Below are 20,047 nucleotides of genomic sequence, written 5' to 3' on the forward strand. Positions count from 1 at the left end.
ATGAGTGCAACGATAATGTTTGCCACATACAAATATTGTCTAGCTCAGAGTACCCCATCCAACTAAATATTGACGACAAAGCGTGAACTCAATGAGGATGGGGTGCGCGCTTTTTTAGTGTAATCGGTCGTAAATCAAGATGACATCGCCAAATCTTATTGAATCACATCCAGCTTCTTTACACGTATGTGTCGCTGAATGGTGCACTCATAATACTTAGCGATTCATTTTAACATCGAATAAACCAAGCAGAAGTTGTTCATGCTTGGTTTATAACTGCGCCATGTACTATCAACGATAAAAATGAGTAAACGATGCTTTATGCATGTGAACTCAATTTTTTATAAAAACGCATCATCTCTGCGAAGGGCGGAACTACGAAATCCATTCGATTTCTGTTCCGCTCTTTATTTATATGGCTTGATACATATACAAATCATGTCTTTTTTTGTAAAATAAGCGTATTAGTACAAATGGAGGGACGCTGAATGAAAGACGAAAACCTGATTGAATTTGAACATGTATCATTTCAATACGACGAACAACAACCGCGTGTTTTGAATGATGTTCAATTTAAAGTTAAAAAAGGTGATTGGGTTTCGATTGTCGGTCACAATGGCTCAGGAAAATCTACTTTAGCGAAACTTCTAACAGGCATCGAGCAAGATTTTACTGGAGATATAAAGGTCAATGGCATATCGATTAAAGGCAAAGATCGGCCAGCTTTTCACCATCATATTGGAATCGTATTTCAAAATCCTGAAAATCAGTTTGTTGGCTCAACTGTGAAATATGACGTTGCTTTCGGCTTAGAAAATAAAAATGTTTCTTATGATAAGATGCATCAAATTGTGCCAGCTGTTTTGAAAGACGTCGATATGTATGACAAGCAAAATCATGAGCCGACCGCATTGTCAGGGGGACAAAAACAACGTGTTGCGATTGCGGGTGTCCTTGCATTAGAGCCACAATTAATTATTTTAGATGAGGCGACAGCCATGTTGGATCCAGAAGGAAAGCGTGACATACTTGCCATGGTCAAACACTTGAACGAAACAAAAGGGGTGACAGTGATTGCGATTACGCATGACCTTTCTGAAGTTGTCAGCTCAGATCAAGTAATCGTGATGAACCAAGGTGAAGTTTATTTAAATGGTTCAGTAGATTCGATATTTAAACACGGGCAGTCATTAGTGACACTTGGCTTAGACTTGCCATTTGAAATGCGTGTCGCGAATCTATTAAATATGGAACCAGGTTTTATGACTTATGAAGGATTATTGGAGCGTTTAATATGATTAAATTTGAAGAAGTTTCATACACGTATCAGAAAAAGACGCCGTATGAATATCAAGCACTCAATCAAATATCAACTGAATTTTCACCTGGGCGTTATTATGCCATTATTGGAAAAACAGGCTCAGGGAAATCAACTTTAATTCAACATTTCAATGGGCTCTTAAAACCTACACAAGGCCATATGCAAGTATTAGACGTCGCCATCAATCCAAAGACAAAAGATAAAAAATTAAAGTCAATTAGAAAACGAATTGGGATGGTGTTTCAATTTCCTGAGTCACAACTTTTTGAAGAGACAGTCGAAAAGGAAGTACTATTTGGTCCTCAAAACTACGGACTGGATATTGAAGCAGCGCGTGCCAAAGCGATGCGCTTATTAACAGAGTTAGGTTTTGATGCAGAAGCCACAATGAAGCAATCTCCTTTCTTACTGTCAGGCGGTCAAATGAGAAAAGTCGCACTCACTGCAATTCTCACGATGGATCCTGATATTTTAATTTTAGATGAACCTACAGCAGGATTAGATCCACGCAGTCGAGAACAGGTTATGCAGTTATTTAAAAAATTGCAACTGGAACAGCATAAAACGGTCATTTTAGTGACACATGATATGAATGATGTGGCACGATTTGCTGACGAAGTTAAAATAATGCAAAAAGGGAGCCTTATTGAATCGACGACACCACAACAATTTTTTTCACGTACTGGAGACGTTCAAGCTTTGCACCTTTGTTTGCCTGATATCGTGCGTTTACAAAGAGATATTGAAGCGCGCTTAGGGATTCAATTTGAACAGCTTGCAATGACAGAAGAGGCGTTTGCTACGATGTTCAAAGAATGGAGGCAACGTCATGAAAGATAAATTGATTATTGGACGTTACTTACCATTAGACACTTTCGTTCATCGCTTAGACCCACGTGGTAAATTCATCTTTGTATTTTTATTTATTATTGTTATTTTTTTGAGTCACCATCCGTATAGTTATTTGTGGCTTGCTTTCATATTGTTAATGATTTTAAAAGCCGCACGTATTCCACTGGGGTTTCTTTTAAAAGGGTTACTTCCAATTTTTATCTTTTTACTATTAACACTAGTGATGCATCTGTTTTTAACGAAAGGCGGAACACGATTATTTGAATGGGGCATTCTGTCTATTGATTCTAATGGAATTAGAGAAGGGATTTTAATTGTACTGCGCCTTGCTTACATTATGATTATTTCAACACTACTTACTTTGACGACAAGTCCTCTAAACCTTACAGAAGCTTTTGATCGTTTATTTAAACCGTTGAAATATATCAAAGTCCCTGTAGCTGCGTTAAGTATGATGATGTCTATTGCACTACGATTTATTCCTACTTTGATGGAAGAATTAGATAAAATTGTGTTATCACAAAAATCTCGGGGCTCAGATATTAGTTCTGGCTCCATTGTGGCACGTATTAAGGCGTTTATCCCTTTAATGATTCCATTGTTTATTTCTGCCTTTCAACGTGCAGAAGAATTGGCTATCGCTATGGAAGTGAGAGGCTATGATGCAAATCAGCAGAGAACAAGTTATCGTGTACTAGAATGGCACGTTAAAGATACGCTTGCCTTACTAAGTATCATTCCAATTGCAGTCATTTCGATATGGTTAGGCCATCATTTTTAGATTGAGAAAAGGAGAATTTTATGCAACGTGTGTTAGTGAAAATCAGTTATAATGGGGCACAATTTTTAGGCTTTCAAATTCAAAACCAAGGTCGTACAGTGCAAGGCTATTTTGAAAAAATATTGAAACGCATGCATCAAAAGCCTGTTCGAATTCATCCTACAAGTCGCACAGATCGTGGTGTTCATGCAAAAGAACAGTATTTCCATTTCGATACGGATTTGAATATTACGCCTAATAAGTGGCAACATGCCATGAATAGTGCGTTACCAGATGATATTTATGTTCATGAAGTCTCTTTAATCGATTCAGATTTTCACTGTCGTTATGATTGTGTAGGTAAACGCTATCGATACGCTATTTATCAAGATGCACATCGCAATCCATTTCTCGCGCATTTAAAAACGCTCGAGGCCCATGCACTTAATATTGAAGCGATGCAAGCAGCTGCACGTCATTTTATTGGAACGCATGATTTTACTAGTTTCTGTTCTCAAAAGACTGAAGTTGAAAGTAAAACACGTACGATTTATGAAAGTCGCATTGAAGTCACTGAAGATGGCTTAGATTTTATTATTACAGGGTCAGGTTTTTTATATAATATGGTACGTGTCATTATGGCTTACTTACTTGAAGTCGGAAAAGGTAAGCGACAAGGTGAGGATATTCCACATATTCTTAAAATGAAAGATCGAACGCTTGTACCACATACAGCACCGGCAGAAGGTCTCTATTTAGAAAAGGTATATTTATCGCCAGAACAGCTCAAAATAGACTTTGGTGAAACAATTAATATTCATACGAAAAAATCGTCACAAATTTAATGAAATACATTGACATTAAGGCGTAAAACTTATAAGATAGTTAACGGTATTGTTTTATATCACCCCACGATAAGCCCCGGAAACTTATTGTGTTACAAAGATATATAAGCAGGAAAGAACAACAGTTAACGGAATAAATATCTCGCTCTAGGTTGTGCTGTCACAACCAGCTGAAAGACAAATAGGAAAGATTTATTCACTAGGAGGACAATATTATGCGTCAAACATTTATGGCAAATGAATCAAACATTGAGCGCAAATGGTATGTTGTTGATGCTGAAGGACAAACTTTAGGACGTTTAGCTTCAGAAGTCGCAGCTATCTTACGCGGTAAAAATAAAGTCACTTACACACCACACGTTGACAGTGGTGATTACGTTATCATCATTAACGCTTCAAAAATCGAATTTACTGGTAAAAAAGAAAGCGATAAAATTTACTACCGTCACTCAAATCACCCAGGTGGTTTAAAATCAATCACTGCTGGTGAATTAAGACGTACAAACCCAGAACGTTTATTAGAAAACGCAATTAAAGGGATGTTACCAAGTTCACGTTTAGGTGAAAAACAAGGTAAAAAATTATTCGTTTATGGTGGCGCTGAACATCCACACGCTGCACAACAACCAGAAAACTACGAGTTACGTGGTTAATTAGAAGGAGGAAATTACATTGGCACAAGTTGAATATAAAGGCACAGGCCGTCGTAAAAACTCAGTAGCACGTGTACGTTTAGTACCAGGTGAAGGTAACATCAAAGTGAACGATCGCGATGTACGCGACTACTTACCATTCGAATCATTAATCTTAGACTTAAACCAACCATTTGATGTAACAGAAACTAAAGGTAACTATGACGTTTTAGTTAATGTACACGGTGGCGGTTTCACTGGTCAAGCACAAGCAATCCGTCACGGTATTGCACGTGCATTATTAGAAGCAGATCCTGAATACAGAGGTTCTTTAAAACGTGCTGGATTACTTACTCGTGACCCACGTATGAAAGAACGTAAAAAACCAGGTCTTAAAAAAGCACGTCGTTCACCACAATTCTCAAAACGTTAATATCGTTGTTATATCAACATTTACAGCACTTCTCGAAAATACTCGAGAGGTGCTTTTTATATGATTTGTGCATGAATAATACCCCGTTAATACCTCTGGACTTAATAAGTTCATATTATATATTAAAAAAATCAATGAATTAATTTTTATTTTATGTGTCTAAAATGAGGGGTTCAGTTCAAAAAATATACAACCAAAAATTATAAAATTATACAAAATTTTTCGGGTATTAATGAGCTAGAGGGGTATTCTGAACTAACAGACTACTTTTTTGAGGAATATAATAATTATTTAGTTCCTCTTGAAGAAGTGTTGAAAGACGAGGGTTTTATAGATTTATGTTGTAATGTAAGATACGAATATAATTGTGAAAACGAGTTATTTGAATATTTAAACTATCTTGCTCAAAGAAACAATAATAAAGAAGAAATTAACCTATCATTAAAAGAAATACCAACTTGTAAAAATGATATAGGATCTGTAGATATTCACTTAAATGTATTGGATAACAAGTATAACTTGGATAACTTAAGAACAGTCAAAAATATAGGTAGTACAAATATAGCAATAAAACAAAACTTATTAGGAATGAATTTAAGTACGGAAGATAAAGACTTAGCTAAGTTTATGCCTCCTGTGAAATCTAACAACTTAAATATTAATATTTACAGTAGAAGTGGATATAATATTTCTGATTTATATGTTGGATACGATAAGAATAAAAAAATTTTAAGCATATATAATGCAGAAAAGAAACTGATTAATATAAGAAAGCTAACTAATTTATCTATGCTGCATTATACACCACAATTAAGAGCGTTACTTTTACTAGGAGATATAAATAATTTAGATAAAAATATTATTCATCCTAAACTTTATGACGTCTTGATATATATACCTAGAGTGGTTATAGATAATAAGTATATCATTATTCGAAGAACATGGATTATTGGAAATGTATTTGGAAGTAGAGCTAGTTTAAAAGATTATATTGATAGTCTGTTACACCTTGGTAAGATAGAAATGTATGTCGTCTATATCAAAGAAGACCAGGAATTAATCCTGAATCTCAAAGAAGATTTTGATTATTTATTTAAAGAGTATCGATTATATAATAAAATAATTTTAAAGGAATTATTGTCATCACAGTTAAATTTCTCGGTAGATAAAAATATACATAACAATGAATTGATATATTCTGTTGTAGACAATGAATCGAACTCGAATAGTATAAGTAATGAAATTATAAAAAAATATGAATTAGATAATAATGATGAATTATCATTAAGAAAGTGGAAATATTATAAAGTATATTTATATGAATATAATATGGATGTAGTTGAATTTTTGATTAATTTAAGAACGGTTTTTCAACGGTTTTTTTATGTTAATTACAAAGACAATAATAAAGAGTATCTAAGAATAAGATTTTATAAAGAAGATGCTTTAAGTATTGAAAGTTATTTTAATCAAAGCGAATTGGTTGATTATTATATCTTAGAACCATATTTTCGAGAAAATCTAAGGTATAAAGATATTGGAATTGAAAACTTTGAACAAATGTCATTAAAAGATACGAATAGAATCCTCTCTTTTTATAATAAATCTGCAACTGATTTTTTTAGTCTAAAAGAAATAAATACTGAGATTTATTATGTAACACATTGACATTAATTGAAGAATTTAAATTAAGCAATGAACAAGTATTAAAAGCTTTCAAACGATATAAAGTTGGAAATTGTGATCGAGAAAGATTGAAGTACATTACAGGTGTTATAAGAGATAGACGTATCGATTTTGATGAGAAAATTATTCAAAGTAATTACGATATATCTAATATAGAAGAAGTATTATCAATTATTCATATGAGTAATAATAGAATAATGGGCGTAGACATTGAAAAAGAAAGAGAAATATACAAATATATATATTGAGAAATTATATTGGAGGCGGAAAAATGAGTGAAATTAAAGAAAGATTTATGAAAAATAATAAAATTCATACAATACCTAGAAAAGAAAAAGATAAAAGAGAGTTAATGAAAATATTGGCTATGGAGTTTGAAGAAAATAGAACTTATAAAGAAAAAGAAATAAATTTAATACTACGTTCTTTTTATGATGATTATGTGTTATTGAGACGATATTTGGTTGATTACTCGCTATTATCTCGAGATAAGGAAGGACAAGAGTATAAATTAACAACTAGGGGAAAAGAGATTAGCTAAAATGAATGAGTATAAATTAACCCAATTATTTATTGGATTCAATACATCAATTTTATCAGGGATTGCACTCTTTTCGCCAGTTATCTATATTTTTTTAATTAACTTGGGATATAGCTTTACTGAAGCTGGACTATACTTGTCTATTTTCTGGGGTGCGGCAGCCATCAGTGAATTACCTACTGGAATTTTAGCTGATACTATAGGCCAGAAAAGAGTGGTTATATACAGCTGTTTAATGAGAGCGTGTGGATTAATTCTTCTAGTTAGTGAAAATTTCTTTTTACTAATTGTCTCGGGGCTTATAACAGGTGTAGCGGAATCCATGTTATCTGGAAGTTTAGGAAGTTGGTACATGAACCAACTGACTGACAAAAAAGCTATGAATTTAGAGCGTGTATTTTCTAAAGTGGCATTATTTGGTTCTTTATTTTCTTTGGTTGTAGGATTCATTAGTGCTGAGTATTTATTTAAAATAAACATTAACCTTCCTATAATATTAAGTGCTTTATATTTTATTGTACTATCATACTTGATATACATTTTATTACCGGAAAGAAAAGGTAACTCAGATGTTGAAAATCTCAATGCTGGAGTACTACAAATAAAATCAATATGGTTCACAAATTTCAAAAAACTTATATCAATATTTAGAGGAGACAAATCTTTAGTTTTGATATTAATAATGCTAGTAGTACCTACTATTCTTGACATTGGTCCATCAAACCAATGGCAAGTAGCTTTTAAAAGCAACATAGCATATTTATGGGTAGGAATATCATTGATTGGAATGCTAACAAATTTAATTATTCCAAAAATCCCTAAAATTTTTGATGGTCTGAAAGAAATTATGGTATATATATTCATTGATATAATAATTATATTTATCATGACACATAGTGAATATTCTACCATATTTTTTATGGTACATATAATTATATTCACTATTATTAGTGTTAAGACAAGTGTATATATGCATAGAGATTTAGTTAAGAATGACAGCATAAGATCTTCTTTTATATCTACGTTTTATACTATAGAATCTATTGTAACGATGTCTTTATTACCATTCAATGGGTATGTTTCAGAGCGAAGAGATGTCTTTTATGCTTGGGAAACGTTCGTATACATTAGTTTATTTTTAATAATAATAAATTTTATAATACTAAAAACCAGATATAAGAAACATTAAAAATAATTTTTTGAAGTCATTTAATGATAAGGGTTGATACAGTAGCTATTATTGATAGTTTAATGGAATATTTTATAGTATTTAAAATTACTGACGAATCATAGGGATTGAAATAACATAAAATATAATAAGCACTTAACGTAGCCAATTTTTTACTTAGAAGGAAAGTACAGTAGATATAATAAAAGATAAGTAACGATATACCCATAAAGTTGTATGATGCAAATATAATAAGAGACCGTTAATTATACAATCCAGGAATTTAAATGGCTTTATATAAATCGGACTGGTGATTCTATCAATCACCAGTCCGATTTTTGACAGAGAGCCTATTTTGTTTAGTAAAATATGCGAAGTTCAACCTAATGTAACTATATCAATTGATATTTTTTACTCTATAATTTATTCATAAAGATGGTATAGCTGCAAATGTTAATCGATTGATATTTGATTGAATGATATAATGAAATCAATAATATGCATGATTGAGAGGTTTAAATATGACTATTAGTAATTATCTACATTTCTTACAAACTGAGGTTGAGGGGCAACTGTTAGATAGAAAGAGAGCATCAATAAGCCCTAAAGATGTTGCTCAGCATATCTGTGCGTTTGCGAATGCGGAAGGTGGCAAATTAGTGATTGGTATTGAGGACAATGGAGAGATCTCAGGTTTTAATCATGCAAAAGCAAAAAAGAAAGAATTATATATAGAAGCACCATTTGAACATTTATACAGAATACCTAAATATACATATGAATTAATAGACGTGAAAAAACTTGATGGAACCCTAGATCAAATTTTGGTTTTTGATATTGAACCTAGTTATGATGCTATTATCACTTTAAAGGATGATTCAGTTTATTTAAGAATTAACGATAAGAGTAGAAAACTTACACATAACCAAATTACAAATTTAGAGTACGATCGTGGTGCACGTCGCTTTGAAGAAGAATTAGTGGAGTACTCGAGTTTTGAAGATGTGGATGAAAATCTAGTAAATGAATTTAAACAATTACTTAATACAAATGTAGAAAACGAAAAACTATTAAAAGCTAGGGGCTTCATGCGTGAAGGTAAATTGACAGTAGCTGGTTTGTTATTATTTAGTAATAATATCAATGTTTACTTACCCAGTGCTAGAATTCGATTTATGAGATATGAAGGTACTAAAGAAGAGACAGGTGCTCGACTTAATGTAGTTAAAGATATTACTTTTGAAAAAGCCTTACCGATAGCAATCAGAGAAGCAAGAGCTTTTATCAATACTCAATTACGAGAATACACCTTTCTAGGAAAAGAAGGCAAATTTGTCACGCTACCTGAATATCCTGAATTTGCGTGGTTTGAGGGGATGATTAATGCGATTATACATCGCAGATATGATAATCAAGGTGATCATATTAGAATAAAAATGTTTGATGATAGATTAGAAATTAGTAGTCCAGGTGCACTTCCTGCTTCTGTTACTTTAGAAAATATTAAAGAAGAAAGGTATTCACGAAATCCTAAATTAGCCGCTGCATTAACTCAATATAAGTGGGTTAGAGAATCAAATGAAGGTGTTGGACGTATATTTGATGAAATGAAAGACTATTTTCTAGATGATCCTGTTTATTCAGAGCCCAATAATAGTTCAGTTCAGCTGACTTTGAAGAATAATATTGTTGCTAGGAAAGAAAGAGAAACAGGTCGAGTAAGCAATATAATCACGCCTGAGTTATTTGATAGCTTAAATGAGCAACAAGAATTAATTGTGAGACATTTATATAACCAAGGAGAATTAACAGCATCGAAAATTGCTGCGATAATTCAAAGATCTGTTCCTACAGCAAGAAAAAGGTTAAAAGAATTAGAAGAAATGAATGTCATATCTACGCATGGATCAAGTAAAAATGATCCGAAAAGAACGTATTACTTATTAGATTGATAAATAATTTGTAAACTTTCGAGTAACTCAAAAGGAAAGGTACTGAGCTATATAGAAAGTCCAATAACATCAAGGTGTTCGAAGGGTTTCGAGTAAAATAAAAAACTTTCGAGTAGCTCAAAAGGTAGAGTGCTGAGCTATATAGAAAATCCAATAATATCAAGGTGTTCGAAGAGTTTCGAGTAAAATAAAAAACTTTCGAGTACTGTAACGCTACAAAGGAAGAGTATGCTAAAAATTTTTTATTTGAATTGGTTGTTGAGCCTGATCATATTGACTTAGGTGATATTTGGATACTATAGAAGTAATTTAAAGATAACTTAAACTGTTCAGTTTATGCAATCATGTGACTATTGATCTAATTACTAGATAATGTAATAAAGGAGATTACTTATGCGCGATGCTCGTGATATATTGAAACTAATTCTCGATATAGCTAAACAAGATGAACGTATTGTATCCGTCTTACTAAATGGGTCAAGAGCTAATCCCTATAGTGGGAATGATCGACTTCAAGATTAAGATATTATTTTTGCAACTGAATATGTAAATGAATTTGTTAAAGATAAAGAATGGCACAAGCAGTTTGGTCCTATATTAGGCCCTCTGTCAAATAGGACTAATGAGCATACTATAGAGGTTAAGTAGCATCGTGTTGCTTAATCTTTTTTGCTTGAGGCCCTAAAAGAAACCCTAACAATATATGTATGATGAATGTATATACCTAATTATCCATACGGGCTAGATAAAGAAATTGCTTTATGTTATTATAATTAAAATTATATAAGCAAACTTTGCACAAGAAGAGTAATTGTATATTTTTTTATAGCGAGCTATTGAGGGTGGGAGAATAGCAAAAATTATATTGATGAAGCGCGTCTTGTGGGTAACGTATTGAACTTAAGTAGGTACGTTCGGTGGTCACATCGTTAACAATGAGAGTGTATGTTTTTAGGCATAAATATGAGTGGTACCGTGGATGTAAAGTTCACCTCTATGATAGGGGGTGGACTTTTTTTATTTTAATAGGGAGTGATTTTTAATGAAGCAATTGTTAGCTAATATATTATCTGAACATATCTCGTTCTTAACAGTACAAGAGATTTTAAAACTAATAGAGCGACCTAAATATCAAGAACAAGGCGATTTTTCATTTCCTTGTTTTGCTTTAAGTAAACATTTAAAAAAGAATCCTAGAGTTATTGCAGAAGAACTAAAGGACAATATTGAAAGGAAAGAAATTAAGTCAATCCAAGCTATCAACGGCTATTTAAATGTGTTTTTTGCTCCAAACTATGTAGGATTGGATGTCATTAATGATGTTTTACAAAAAGGTAAATCTGTTGGCGAGCAGGATATAGGTCAACAACAAGTCGTGACGATGGATATTTCTTCACCTAATATTGCTAAACCATTTTCGATGGGACATTTGAGATCAACTGTAATTGGGAATGCAATGGCACTTATTATGGAGAAACTGAATTATCAGCCTGTTAAGATCAATCATCTAGGGGATTGGGGGACGCAGTTTGGAAAATTAATTGTAGCTTATCAGAAATGGGGAGATAAGGATGCTGTTACTGCAGACCCTATTACTGAATTATTCAAACTCTATGTAAAATTTCATGAAGCGGCTGAGCATGATGAAAAGCTTAACGAAGAAGGGCGCCATGCATTTTTAATGCTCGAGCAGAATCATCAAGCGTATACTGAGTTGTGGCAGTGGTTTAGAGAAGTCTCATTAAATGCTTTTAATCAGTTATATCAGCGCTTGAACATCACTTTTGATTCATATAATGGAGAAGCTTTTTATAATGATAAAATGGAGAGCGTTGTAGAATTATTGAAGAAAAAACACTTATTAGTCCTAGATCAAGGTGCAGAAGTTGTAAAGCTTTCTGATATGCCTCCAGCTTTAATAAAGAAAAATAATGGTTCTACCCTTTATATAACGAGAGATTTAGCCACAGCCATTTATAGAAAGGAAACGTATGATTTTTCTTATTCATATTACTTTGTTGGTAATGAGCAATCGCTTCATTTTAAACAGCTGATAGAAGTATTGAAACTTATGGGGTATCAATGGGCAAACCATATGAAACATATTTCCTTTGGTATGATTTTAAAAGATGGCAAGAAAATGTCGACACGTAAAGGTAAAGTGATTTTTCTCGAAGATGTATTGAATGAGGCAGTCGCATTAGCAAAGTATAATATTAAAGAAAAATCAACAAAACTGAAAAATATTGATGAAGTGAGTGAACAAGTAGGCATAGGTGCTGTTATATTTAATGACTTGAAGCATGATCGTCAGAATGATATCGAATTTAATTTAGAAGAAATGTTAAAGCCAGAAGGTAATACGTGTCTATATCTTCAGTATACCAACGCCAGAATCCACGCTATTATTCGTAAAGCAAATGTAGAAAGTGAGAAATTAAAAATAAAAAATTTAGATAAAGAAGCGTGGGATATTGTTAAAACTATAGATTTATTTGATGAAGTATTAATATCAGCAATGGAAAGAAAGTCGCCAGCTGAACTTGCTAAATATTTATTGCAGTTAGCACGTCGCTTCAATACTTACTATGCAAAAGTGAGAATATTAGATGATCAAGAGATGCTTAACGATAGAATCGGCGTTTTATTATCAGTATCTACAGTTATCGAAGAAGGTTTGAGATTATTAGGTATTAAATCACCACGCGAATTGTAAAGTTAACAATATTTTCTGTCCTGCATGAAATGATTGCGTTAAACCCAAGAAAGCTCAAATGCTGTCTGGCTAAGCATGAATCAATACTCTTTTTTTACACATGATATTTCTATATTGCTAAACAAATATAGTTGAAGAATAATATCCTTATCAAAAAAAGAAGTGACTAAGTAAAAAATATTTACTTACTCGCTTCTTTTTTTATACGCGTTTTCAAAAAAATAAAGCTCCCATATATAATCATGAATAACCTCAAACATAAATATAAAAGAACTTTATAAATATAAAAAAATAACGTTGAAAGTCTTGCGCGTCACGTTACGTCATCCATTATATTGAGGTTAAGGAGGGATAACAATGCCACCCATTCATATCATAAAATCTGATAAAATTTATTTGAAATTATTGGAATTAGATCGCGCACAGAGAGACGCTTATTTTCGAGAAAATTTATTAAAGCATTTTCGAGAAAAATTTGAAATTCAACAGATACCCTTTGAACCAACAGCATCAGGTTTTGATGCCTTAATGCTGATGAATCAAACCCATGTTTCGCCTGCAGAATTTAATTCGAGTTATAAAAAACAAATGGATATGCTTGATGATGATTTTTGGGATAATTGTATAAGTGCGATTGAAGATGTACTGAAGCGTTTTGAAAAGAAGGGGATGCATTCAAAGGTTAGTTAGTATACATTTACGGTCTTATTAGGAGATGAAAAAAAGCCAACGATGTTCCTTAATCAAAACTATGGAGGAGAAGGCGGAATACCGGGATATGTATGGCTTTCATTAGTTCCAAATGCGTATACTTTGAAGCGAACAAAAAGTGCCATTGCACATGAGTTCAATCATAACTTGAGATACCAATACATTCAATGGGACGGTGGCTCTCTTGCAGAATTAATTATTTCTGAAGGTTTAGCTGAGAATTTTGTTGAGGCCATGTATGGGAAGTCATATTTAGGACCTTGGGTAACGGCGATAGATTGGAATCAATCACAAGCATTAATAAAAAATATCATAGGAAAACATCTAGACATTGATAACATGTTTGAAGCAATGCCTTATTTATACGGGGATGAGATTGCTCAATTATATAGTGGCAATCAAGTAGGGTTACCTCACTCAGCAGGTTATACTTGCGGTTATTATCTTGTTAAAACTTATTTAGACAAGACAAACTGCGGGATTGAAGAAGCAACTATGAGGTCAGCACAAGAAATTTTAAACGAGGTGGAATCATTTTGGAATACGAATATCGTATAAAAGACATCATCAAAATCACTGGCGTAACGAAGCGGACTTTACATTATTATGATGAAATTGGTTTATTATCACCCCAAAAAAATGAAAATCATCACAGAGTCTATACGCAACGTCATTTAATGCAATTACAAAAAATTTTATTACTGAGATCGATGGATGTAAGTATTAAAAGAATCATTAAAATAATGGCAATGGACGAAACAAATTTAATGGCATCATTAAAAGATGAAATGGTCATTTTGAATGAAAAAATTGAACGATTAGAAAAAGCGAAAAAAGCAGTGTCCAAATGGATAGAGGGCATGCCGGTTCTAGAAATTGATGAGTTGAACAATAACTTACAAGCTCAATATCAAGAAGAAGCTAAAATAAAATATGGTAATACACCCGCTTATCGTAGTTTTATTGAACATAATGAGGACCATCAATTAAATAGTGTTGAGTCTAAAGATAAAATGATGACAATATTTAAAGCTTTTGTACATGTATCAGAGCGGGATATCAACGATACGGAAGTTTATCATGTTGTAATAGAATGGAAAAATCTCATGCGCACTTTTGCTGACTTTGATGATGAGACACTCTGCTGTATTGCAACAACTTATCATCAAGATGAACGATTTAAAGATTATTTTAAGCAATTTGATCATCCAAAGTTGACTCACTTTATCGTTGAAGCGGTTCATTATCACTTGGCACAATCATGTATTAAAAATAACAACTGAGATATAAAATGTGAGTCTTCAAAGCACTTTAAATCTCTAAATTGCAATAGATGAAGGGGCTGTTCAACGCTAAAGCAAGTGTGTACAGCCCCAGTCAACTTTGTTGGGATTTATAGGTTTATTTACTCATGTTGGCTTAAAAATTGATTAGTCGATTGAATTTCTGCGAAGTTACTTAAACTGGAGATAAAGGCATTTTGGACGTCTTCAGGTGCGACAGTTTGATCATTTAGTGATAATGCACGTGTTGCAGTCGCATCATGGATTAATGTGGATGGATAACCGAGTTCTTTAGCAGCACGTGTGGTTGAGTCTACACATAAATGTGTCATCATTCCTGTAATGACTATGTCAGTGACACCATAATCAGCTAATTGATTGGCAAGATTTGTTTGAAAGAAACTGTTAGGCGCTTGCTTCGTAATCACCGGGTCTTGTTCATTACGCTTAAGTTGAGGGTGTAATTGAACGCCTTCTGTGTCATGTACGAAAAATGCAGCGTCGTCATTAGGAAATATATGTTGGATGTAAAATACTGGAAAATCATGCTCATGGAACCATGTTTCAAGTAAGTTAATGTGAGCTAATGCCTCATCAGGATTATGGAGAGGCATTTTGCCGTTTTCAAAGTAATCATTCTGAACATCTATAATAAGTAAACCTTGTTTTGTCATTTTCGTATACGCTCCTTCTTAATAAGAATAATAAATCACTTTCATCGTGTACCGAGACATCAAACATTCCAGCTTAAATATTATTTTTAGTTTTTTAGAAATTGGGCATAATCGTAAAATACAGATTCTGAAAGAGAATGAATTTCTACGTCAAATCTCATTCAGAAATCAAATCATTCAATAGTTTGAAAGTATGATACGAAGTTCAACTTAAGTAGAGAATTGGAAATCATGTCTCAACACCGCTTATTCATCATAATAGCAATAAAATAAGGTTGGGGCTAAAATTCTGTTTGAGTTAAAATAGGTATAAGCGATTTGAAACACAAGTGAAACTAGAATATAATTAGATATATCATTATATGAACGGAGGTGTCAGTATGTTTTTAGAAGATGTGAAGCGTGTAAGATTTGTCCTTATTATACGTGGGAAATTTGCGTTTTTTGTTAAAAATTGGTGGAGTCTGTCTAATTTTAAACAAATACATCTTCTAGAGGAATACTGACACAAATTCCTCTAGCGATATGGAGGAATAAAAAATGAATATCGTCAATGTGAGTCAACTCACGAAATCATATGCCGGAGATAAAGTCTTTGATCATATTAAATTTGAAGTGAATAAAAATGATCGAATTGGTTTAATAGGTCGAAATGGTGAAGGGAAAACGACTTTATTTAAATTATTAGCTAAAAAAGAGCAAGCAGATGAAGGCTTTATTAGTATTGCTAAGGATGTCAAAGTAGGACTCCTAGCACAAATTCCAAATCTACCAGCCGATGCTATTGTAATAAACCAGCTTTATCAAGCCTTCGACACTTTGAATGGTATCGAACAACGAATGAGACAGCTGGAAGCTAAGATGGTTGAAGGAATGGATGACATCGATCAGATTTTAAAGCAATATGACCGATTGCAAAATGAATTTGAGACTTTAGGGGGTTACGAGAGAGATTACAAAATTGATTTTGTGCTCAACGGTTTAAAAATTGCATACCTTAAAACGAAAAAATGGTCCGATCTATCTGGAGGGGAGCAGACAAAAGTAGGTTTAGCGATGTTGTTACTCCAATCACCAGAATTGTTACTGCTTGATGAACCTACGAATCATTTAGACATAGAAAGTATAGAATGGCTAACAAAGTTTATCCAACAATATAAAGGTGCCGTGATGGTAATTTCACATGATCGTTACTTTCTAGATGAAACGGTCACTCAAATATTAGAAATTGATCAACATCAGTTATATGTATATCCCGGTCATTATTCAAATTTCGTCATTGAAAAAGAGAAACGTATTTTAAGCGAATTTAAAGCATATCAAACCCAGCAAAAGAAAATTCAAAAAATGAAAGCCCAAATTAAGCAATTAAAAATTTGGGCGAACCAAGCGAAGCCACCCAATGCGTCGATGCATCGTCGTGCAAAAAGCATGGAAAAAGCTCTAGCGCGGATTGAAGTCAAACCTAAGCCTCGATTAGAGCATAACAAAATGAAATTAGATATCGCCCAAACAGAAAGTGCTTCAAAAGATATCTTTGTCTTAAAAGATGTTGCTAAAATGTATGATGATATCTTATTTGAAGGGGTAAATATGAAAATTAGACGCCATGATAGGGTGGCCATTGTAGGTGCAAATGGAACAGGTAAAAGCACGCTGTTAAAATTGTTGTTAAAAGAAGTTGTGCCTGACGAAGGTCATGTTCAAATTGCTGAAACACACCGCATTGGTTATTTGTCCCAACATCAATTTAATACTGGAGAGATGTCAGTACTTGAGGCTTTTAGACAATATGCACATGTGTCTGTAGGAGAAGCGAGAAACCATCTGGCAAAATATCTTTTTTATGGGTACGATGTCTATAAAAAAGTAAAAGATTTAAGTGGTGGTGAAAAGATGCGTTTAAGATGGGCGCAAATGATTTCTCAACAATTCAATGTGCTCATACTTGATGAGCCGACAAATCACTTAGATATTGATGCCAAAGAAGCATTGGAAGAAGCTTTAGAGGAGTTTGACGGCACTGTTATTGCTGTTTCACATGATCGATATTTTCTGGATAATCATTTTTCAAAAACGTACTGGATTGACAATAAACAACTTCATTATTATCCGGGTCATTACAGTTATGCAAAACAAAAAAGAAATTCAGAAGTAAGACAAAAATCTAATCGATGACACTGTTCTGACTCAATATTCCCAAGTTAGTACGTATTTGATAATTAAAATAGATCACAACGGAAATCAACAGATCACTAAGAAATGAAAAAAGGTAATGTGTTCATTAGCGATAAAAGCTTATCGTTATGAGCAGCATTACCTTTTTATTGATGTGTTATACATGCTTTGCAATGAGTGCTAAACAATGTTTTCTATTCTCCTCACCATAAAGTTGAGGAAATAATAAAAGTTCATCAGCATCAAATGTACGTTGCAATTCGTGGAGTTCTTGCGCTACGATTTCCCCATCCCCGCTAATGATACGTGGTTCGTTTTCGGCGCGTTTTTCAAGTTCACGTTCACTCCAATTTTTCTGTTGTATCGTTTCTAGACTTAATAGCGTTTTCGGCTGTTTTAAATAATGAATACGTTGCAACCAGTAATGCAGACTGTCTTCTAATTGTGCACGGATTTGACTATCCTCATGTGCTAAGACGAAAGTAGAGACGATGACATAAGGTTGACCTGCAGGATGATAGTGTTGAAATTGTTTTCGATAATGTTGAACAATACGTTGTTTTTCTGCAGTTCTTTGCCCGAATGTCCCAAATACAAAAATAGCTCCTAATTGTGCGGCTCGTTCTGCACTGTTTTCGCTCGTACCTAAGATGCAAAATTGCGGTTGCGTTTCAATGATAGGCATTGCTTTTAAATGCTGAAAACGATGTGGGGACGAGGTGTCATTGTTAAAATACTTTTTTAAATCTATCAATTGCTGATCAAAGTCTGTTAAAGTTTGTTTGCCTTCATTCAATGCTTGAGACACATTTTGAAAACTAGGTGATTTTCCAAGTGCTATATCAACACGTCCAGGGTGGCGTGCTTCTAGCATTTTAAAAGTTTCTGCTACTTTATATGGACTGTAGTGTGGCAACATAATGCCCCCGGCGCCAACATGGATACGTGATGTTTGTTCTAAAATCATCGTTGCTAAAATTTCAGGCGCTGTTGATGCGACGGAGTGCACTTGATGGTGCTCAGCTAGCCAATAGCGGTGAAAGTTCAATTTTTCAGCATAACGCGCGAGATTCACACTATGATTGAGTGCTTCTTGCGGTGTGCGTCCTTCAAAAATAGGACTATAATCTAGAATGCTGAGTTGCATATAAGACTTCCTTTCCAAGCGTGTTATACTACAATTATCAAGCAAAATAAGCATAAACACGAGTACAATGCTTAAAAATAAAAAGAAAGTAGGGAATGAAATGGAAGCCATTATCGCAAAGAAAGCTTTTTCTTTATCAGAAGGAAATTGTTTTGAAAAGGTAACACGTGAACGTCCAGAACCGACAGGACATGATATTTTAATTAAAGTGTACGCAACAGGGGTCAATCCTGTTGATACGAAAATACGTCAAACGCCATTGAATCAATCGGAGCGTGTATTAGGTTTTGATGCAGCAGGTGTTGTAGAACAAGTAGGATCAGCGGTGGAAGGTTTTAAACCGGGAGATCAAGTTTTCTATTCGGGTTCAAATCAACGTGAAGGCTCAAATCAGACCTATCAATTAATGAATGAACAATATGTTGCGCATATGCCTAAAAACCTCTCCTACGAGGCTGCAGCGGCACTACCGCTCACAGCGATTACCGCATATGAAACGATATTTGATGTATTTGGAATTTCCACAGATACTGAAAAAAACAAAGGTCAAACGTTGTTAATTATTAATGGCGCAGGGGGCGTGGGTAGTATTGCAACGCAAATTGCAAAAGCTTATGGACTAAACGTGATTACAACAGCTTCACGCGAGGAAACAATCGAATGGTCTCAAAAAATGGGCGCCGATGTTGTTTTAAATCATAAAAGTGATTTGAAAGCTCAGTTTAAGGCGCAACAACTTAAGCAGCCAAATTATATTTTCTGTACATATGATACAGATGGTTACTACGACACAATGATTGACCTTATTCAACCTAGGGGGCATATTGCGACAATAGTTGCTTTTCAAAATAAGCAAGATTTAAATGCGTTAAAAGCTAAAAGTATTACTTTGACACATGAATTTATGTTTACAAGAGCAGTACATGGTGTGGAAGAACAGATGTATCAAACTTATCTAAAAGATGTCGCAGAAAAGATTGAACAGGGTGTCTATCAGTCTACACTAAATGATGTTTTAGAAGGTTTAACAGTCGATAATATATTTAAAGCGCATCAGCAGATGGAATCACAAGCACATATCGGTAAGTTAGTTATAAAAATAGCTGATTAAATTAATTGAAAGAGGGAATGTGACTGTAAATCATTAG

At 33.6% G+C, this 20,047-nt stretch carries 19 protein-coding genes, 1 pseudogene and 1 other annotated feature; of the genes and pseudogenes, 18 read left to right on the top strand and 2 right to left on the bottom strand.

Annotation, left to right across the window (positions count from 1 at the left end; genetic code table 11):
• The first annotated feature begins 488 nt into the window (after positions 1-488).
• The 16 genes and pseudogenes from KM149_RS03430 (at position 489) to KM149_RS03500 (ending at position 14,900) form a co-directional block, all read left to right on the top strand.
• A complete protein-coding gene (locus KM149_RS03430; RefSeq protein ID WP_050345312.1) occupies positions 489-1,298 on the top strand; it encodes an energy-coupling factor transporter ATPase in 810 nt (269 codons plus the stop codon).
• The gene (locus tag KM149_RS03435) at positions 1,295-2,161 is read left to right on the top strand and encodes an energy-coupling factor transporter ATPase (protein WP_241415524.1); all 867 of its coding nucleotides are present in this window, start codon (positions 1,295-1,297) and stop codon (positions 2,159-2,161) included. Before KM149_RS03430 ends, KM149_RS03435 begins: the two co-directional genes overlap by 4 nt.
• A complete protein-coding gene (locus KM149_RS03440) occupies positions 2,151-2,954 on the top strand; it encodes an energy-coupling factor transporter transmembrane component T family protein (protein ID WP_050330271.1) in 804 nt (267 codons plus the stop codon). Before KM149_RS03435 ends, KM149_RS03440 begins: the two co-directional genes overlap by 11 nt.
• A 20-nt stretch (positions 2,955-2,974) precedes the next feature.
• The gene (truA, locus tag KM149_RS03445) at positions 2,975-3,778 is read left to right on the top strand and encodes a tRNA pseudouridine(38-40) synthase TruA (protein ID WP_214970873.1); all 804 of its coding nucleotides are present in this window, start codon (positions 2,975-2,977) and stop codon (positions 3,776-3,778) included.
• A gap of 215 nt (positions 3,779-3,993) precedes the next feature.
• Entirely contained in the window at positions 3,994-4,431 is a 438-nt protein-coding gene (rplM, locus tag KM149_RS03450; RefSeq protein ID WP_016426375.1) for a 50S ribosomal protein L13, read from the top strand.
• A 19-nt stretch (positions 4,432-4,450) separates the two neighbouring features.
• Complete coding sequence (rpsI, locus tag KM149_RS03455; protein ID WP_016426376.1) at positions 4,451-4,843, top strand: 30S ribosomal protein S9; 393 nt, start codon at positions 4,451-4,453, stop codon at positions 4,841-4,843.
• 312 nt (positions 4,844-5,155) lie between these two features.
• Positions 5,156-6,511: a lantibiotic dehydratase C-terminal domain-containing protein gene (locus KM149_RS03460; RefSeq protein WP_214970871.1), complete on the top strand. Its 1,356-nt coding sequence runs from the start codon at positions 5,156-5,158 to the stop codon at positions 6,509-6,511.
• Positions 6,508-6,777, top strand: a complete 270-nt coding sequence (locus tag KM149_RS03465; RefSeq protein ID WP_165546201.1) for a hypothetical protein — start codon at positions 6,508-6,510, stop codon at positions 6,775-6,777. Before KM149_RS03460 ends, KM149_RS03465 begins: the two co-directional genes overlap by 4 nt.
• 23 nt (positions 6,778-6,800) lie before the next feature.
• Positions 6,801-7,070, top strand: a complete 270-nt coding sequence (locus KM149_RS03470; protein WP_165546202.1) for a DUF2087 domain-containing protein — start codon at positions 6,801-6,803, stop codon at positions 7,068-7,070.
• Between the two features lies 1 nt (position 7,071).
• Positions 7,072-8,259: an MFS transporter gene (locus KM149_RS03475; protein ID WP_214970868.1), complete on the top strand. Its 1,188-nt coding sequence runs from the start codon at positions 7,072-7,074 to the stop codon at positions 8,257-8,259.
• Positions 8,260-8,759: 500 nt separating this feature from the next.
• Complete coding sequence (locus KM149_RS03480) at positions 8,760-10,190, top strand: ATP-binding protein (protein ID WP_060829552.1); 1,431 nt, start codon at positions 8,760-8,762, stop codon at positions 10,188-10,190.
• 393 nt (positions 10,191-10,583) lie between these two features.
• Positions 10,584-10,712 (top strand): aminoglycoside 6-adenylyltransferase, encoded by a 129-nt coding sequence (locus tag KM149_RS12010; protein WP_214970864.1) that lies wholly within the window; start codon positions 10,584-10,586, stop codon positions 10,710-10,712.
• Between the two features lie 263 nt (positions 10,713-10,975).
• Positions 10,976-11,189, top strand: a binding site (T-box leader).
• A gap of 43 nt (positions 11,190-11,232) precedes the next feature.
• On the top strand, positions 11,233-12,906 hold the full coding sequence (gene argS, locus KM149_RS03485; protein WP_214970861.1) for an arginine--tRNA ligase: 1,674 nt from the start codon (positions 11,233-11,235) through the stop codon (positions 12,904-12,906).
• A 357-nt stretch (positions 12,907-13,263) separates the two neighbouring features.
• Positions 13,264-13,596 (top strand): hypothetical protein, encoded by a 333-nt coding sequence (locus tag KM149_RS03490; RefSeq protein ID WP_241415525.1) that lies wholly within the window; start codon positions 13,264-13,266, stop codon positions 13,594-13,596.
• 24 nt (positions 13,597-13,620) lie between these two features.
• A pseudogene (locus tag KM149_RS03495) lies at positions 13,621-14,175 on the top strand (DUF2268 domain-containing putative Zn-dependent protease); the annotation flags it as partial.
• On the top strand, positions 14,154-14,900 hold the full coding sequence (locus tag KM149_RS03500) for a MerR family transcriptional regulator (RefSeq protein ID WP_214970858.1): 747 nt from the start codon (positions 14,154-14,156) through the stop codon (positions 14,898-14,900). The pseudogene KM149_RS03495 and the gene KM149_RS03500, both read left to right, overlap by 22 nt.
• A gap of 122 nt (positions 14,901-15,022) precedes the next feature.
• Here KM149_RS03500 and KM149_RS03505 read toward each other — a convergent pair whose 3' ends face one another.
• Positions 15,023-15,574 carry a cysteine hydrolase family protein gene (locus KM149_RS03505; protein ID WP_214970854.1) on the bottom strand — a complete coding sequence of 184 codons (552 nt, stop codon included), beginning with the start codon at positions 15,572-15,574 and terminating at the stop codon, positions 15,023-15,025.
• A 540-nt stretch (positions 15,575-16,114) separates the two neighbouring features.
• Here KM149_RS03505 and abc-f point away from each other — a divergent pair.
• Positions 16,115-17,752, top strand: coding sequence for a ribosomal protection-like ABC-F family protein (gene abc-f, locus KM149_RS03510; protein WP_214970851.1), 1,638 nt, complete (start codon positions 16,115-16,117; stop codon positions 17,750-17,752).
• A 157-nt stretch (positions 17,753-17,909) separates the two neighbouring features.
• Here abc-f and KM149_RS03515 read toward each other — a convergent pair whose 3' ends face one another.
• Complete coding sequence (locus tag KM149_RS03515) at positions 17,910-18,899, bottom strand: LLM class flavin-dependent oxidoreductase (protein WP_214970848.1); 990 nt, start codon at positions 18,897-18,899, stop codon at positions 17,910-17,912.
• A 100-nt stretch (positions 18,900-18,999) separates the two neighbouring features.
• On the opposite strand from KM149_RS03515, the gene KM149_RS03520 reads away from it, so the two are divergent.
• Positions 19,000-20,010 carry a zinc-binding alcohol dehydrogenase family protein gene (locus tag KM149_RS03520; protein WP_214971009.1) on the top strand — a complete coding sequence of 337 codons (1,011 nt, stop codon included), beginning with the start codon at positions 19,000-19,002 and terminating at the stop codon, positions 20,008-20,010.
• Positions 20,011-20,047 lie beyond the last annotated feature (37 nt).

The sequence above is a fragment of the Staphylococcus coagulans genome, assembly GCF_022557135.1.
Lineage (GTDB): Bacteria > Bacillota > Bacilli > Staphylococcales > Staphylococcaceae > Staphylococcus > Staphylococcus coagulans.

Excerpts from the sequence above, each read along its gene's own strand:
- KM149_RS03440 (WP_050330271.1), top strand. The coding sequence starts at position 2,151 with ATGAAAGATAAATTGATTATTGGACGTTACTTACCATTAGACACTTTC.
- argS (WP_214970861.1), top strand. The coding sequence starts at position 11,233 with ATGAAGCAATTGTTAGCTAATATATTATCTGAACATATCTCGTTCTTA.
- KM149_RS03470 (WP_165546202.1), top strand. The coding sequence starts at position 6,801 with ATGAGTGAAATTAAAGAAAGATTTATGAAAAATAATAAAATTCATACA.
- KM149_RS03520 (WP_214971009.1), top strand. The coding sequence starts at position 19,000 with ATGGAAGCCATTATCGCAAAGAAAGCTTTTTCTTTATCAGAAGGAAAT.
- KM149_RS03475 (WP_214970868.1), top strand. The coding sequence starts at position 7,072 with ATGAATGAGTATAAATTAACCCAATTATTTATTGGATTCAATACATCA.
- KM149_RS03480 (WP_060829552.1), top strand. The coding sequence starts at position 8,760 with ATGACTATTAGTAATTATCTACATTTCTTACAAACTGAGGTTGAGGGG.
- KM149_RS03505 (WP_214970854.1), bottom strand. The coding sequence starts at position 15,574 with ATGACAAAACAAGGTTTACTTATTATAGATGTTCAGAATGATTACTTT.
- truA (WP_214970873.1), top strand. The coding sequence starts at position 2,975 with ATGCAACGTGTGTTAGTGAAAATCAGTTATAATGGGGCACAATTTTTA.
- KM149_RS03515 (WP_214970848.1), bottom strand. The coding sequence starts at position 18,899 with ATGCAACTCAGCATTCTAGATTATAGTCCTATTTTTGAAGGACGCACA.
- KM149_RS03490 (WP_241415525.1), top strand. The coding sequence starts at position 13,264 with ATGCCACCCATTCATATCATAAAATCTGATAAAATTTATTTGAAATTA.
- KM149_RS12010 (WP_214970864.1), top strand. The coding sequence starts at position 10,584 with ATGCGCGATGCTCGTGATATATTGAAACTAATTCTCGATATAGCTAAA.
- rplM (WP_016426375.1), top strand. The coding sequence starts at position 3,994 with ATGCGTCAAACATTTATGGCAAATGAATCAAACATTGAGCGCAAATGG.
- abc-f (WP_214970851.1), top strand. The coding sequence starts at position 16,115 with ATGAATATCGTCAATGTGAGTCAACTCACGAAATCATATGCCGGAGAT.
- KM149_RS03430 (WP_050345312.1), top strand. The coding sequence starts at position 489 with ATGAAAGACGAAAACCTGATTGAATTTGAACATGTATCATTTCAATAC.
- KM149_RS03435 (WP_241415524.1), top strand. The coding sequence starts at position 1,295 with ATGATTAAATTTGAAGAAGTTTCATACACGTATCAGAAAAAGACGCCG.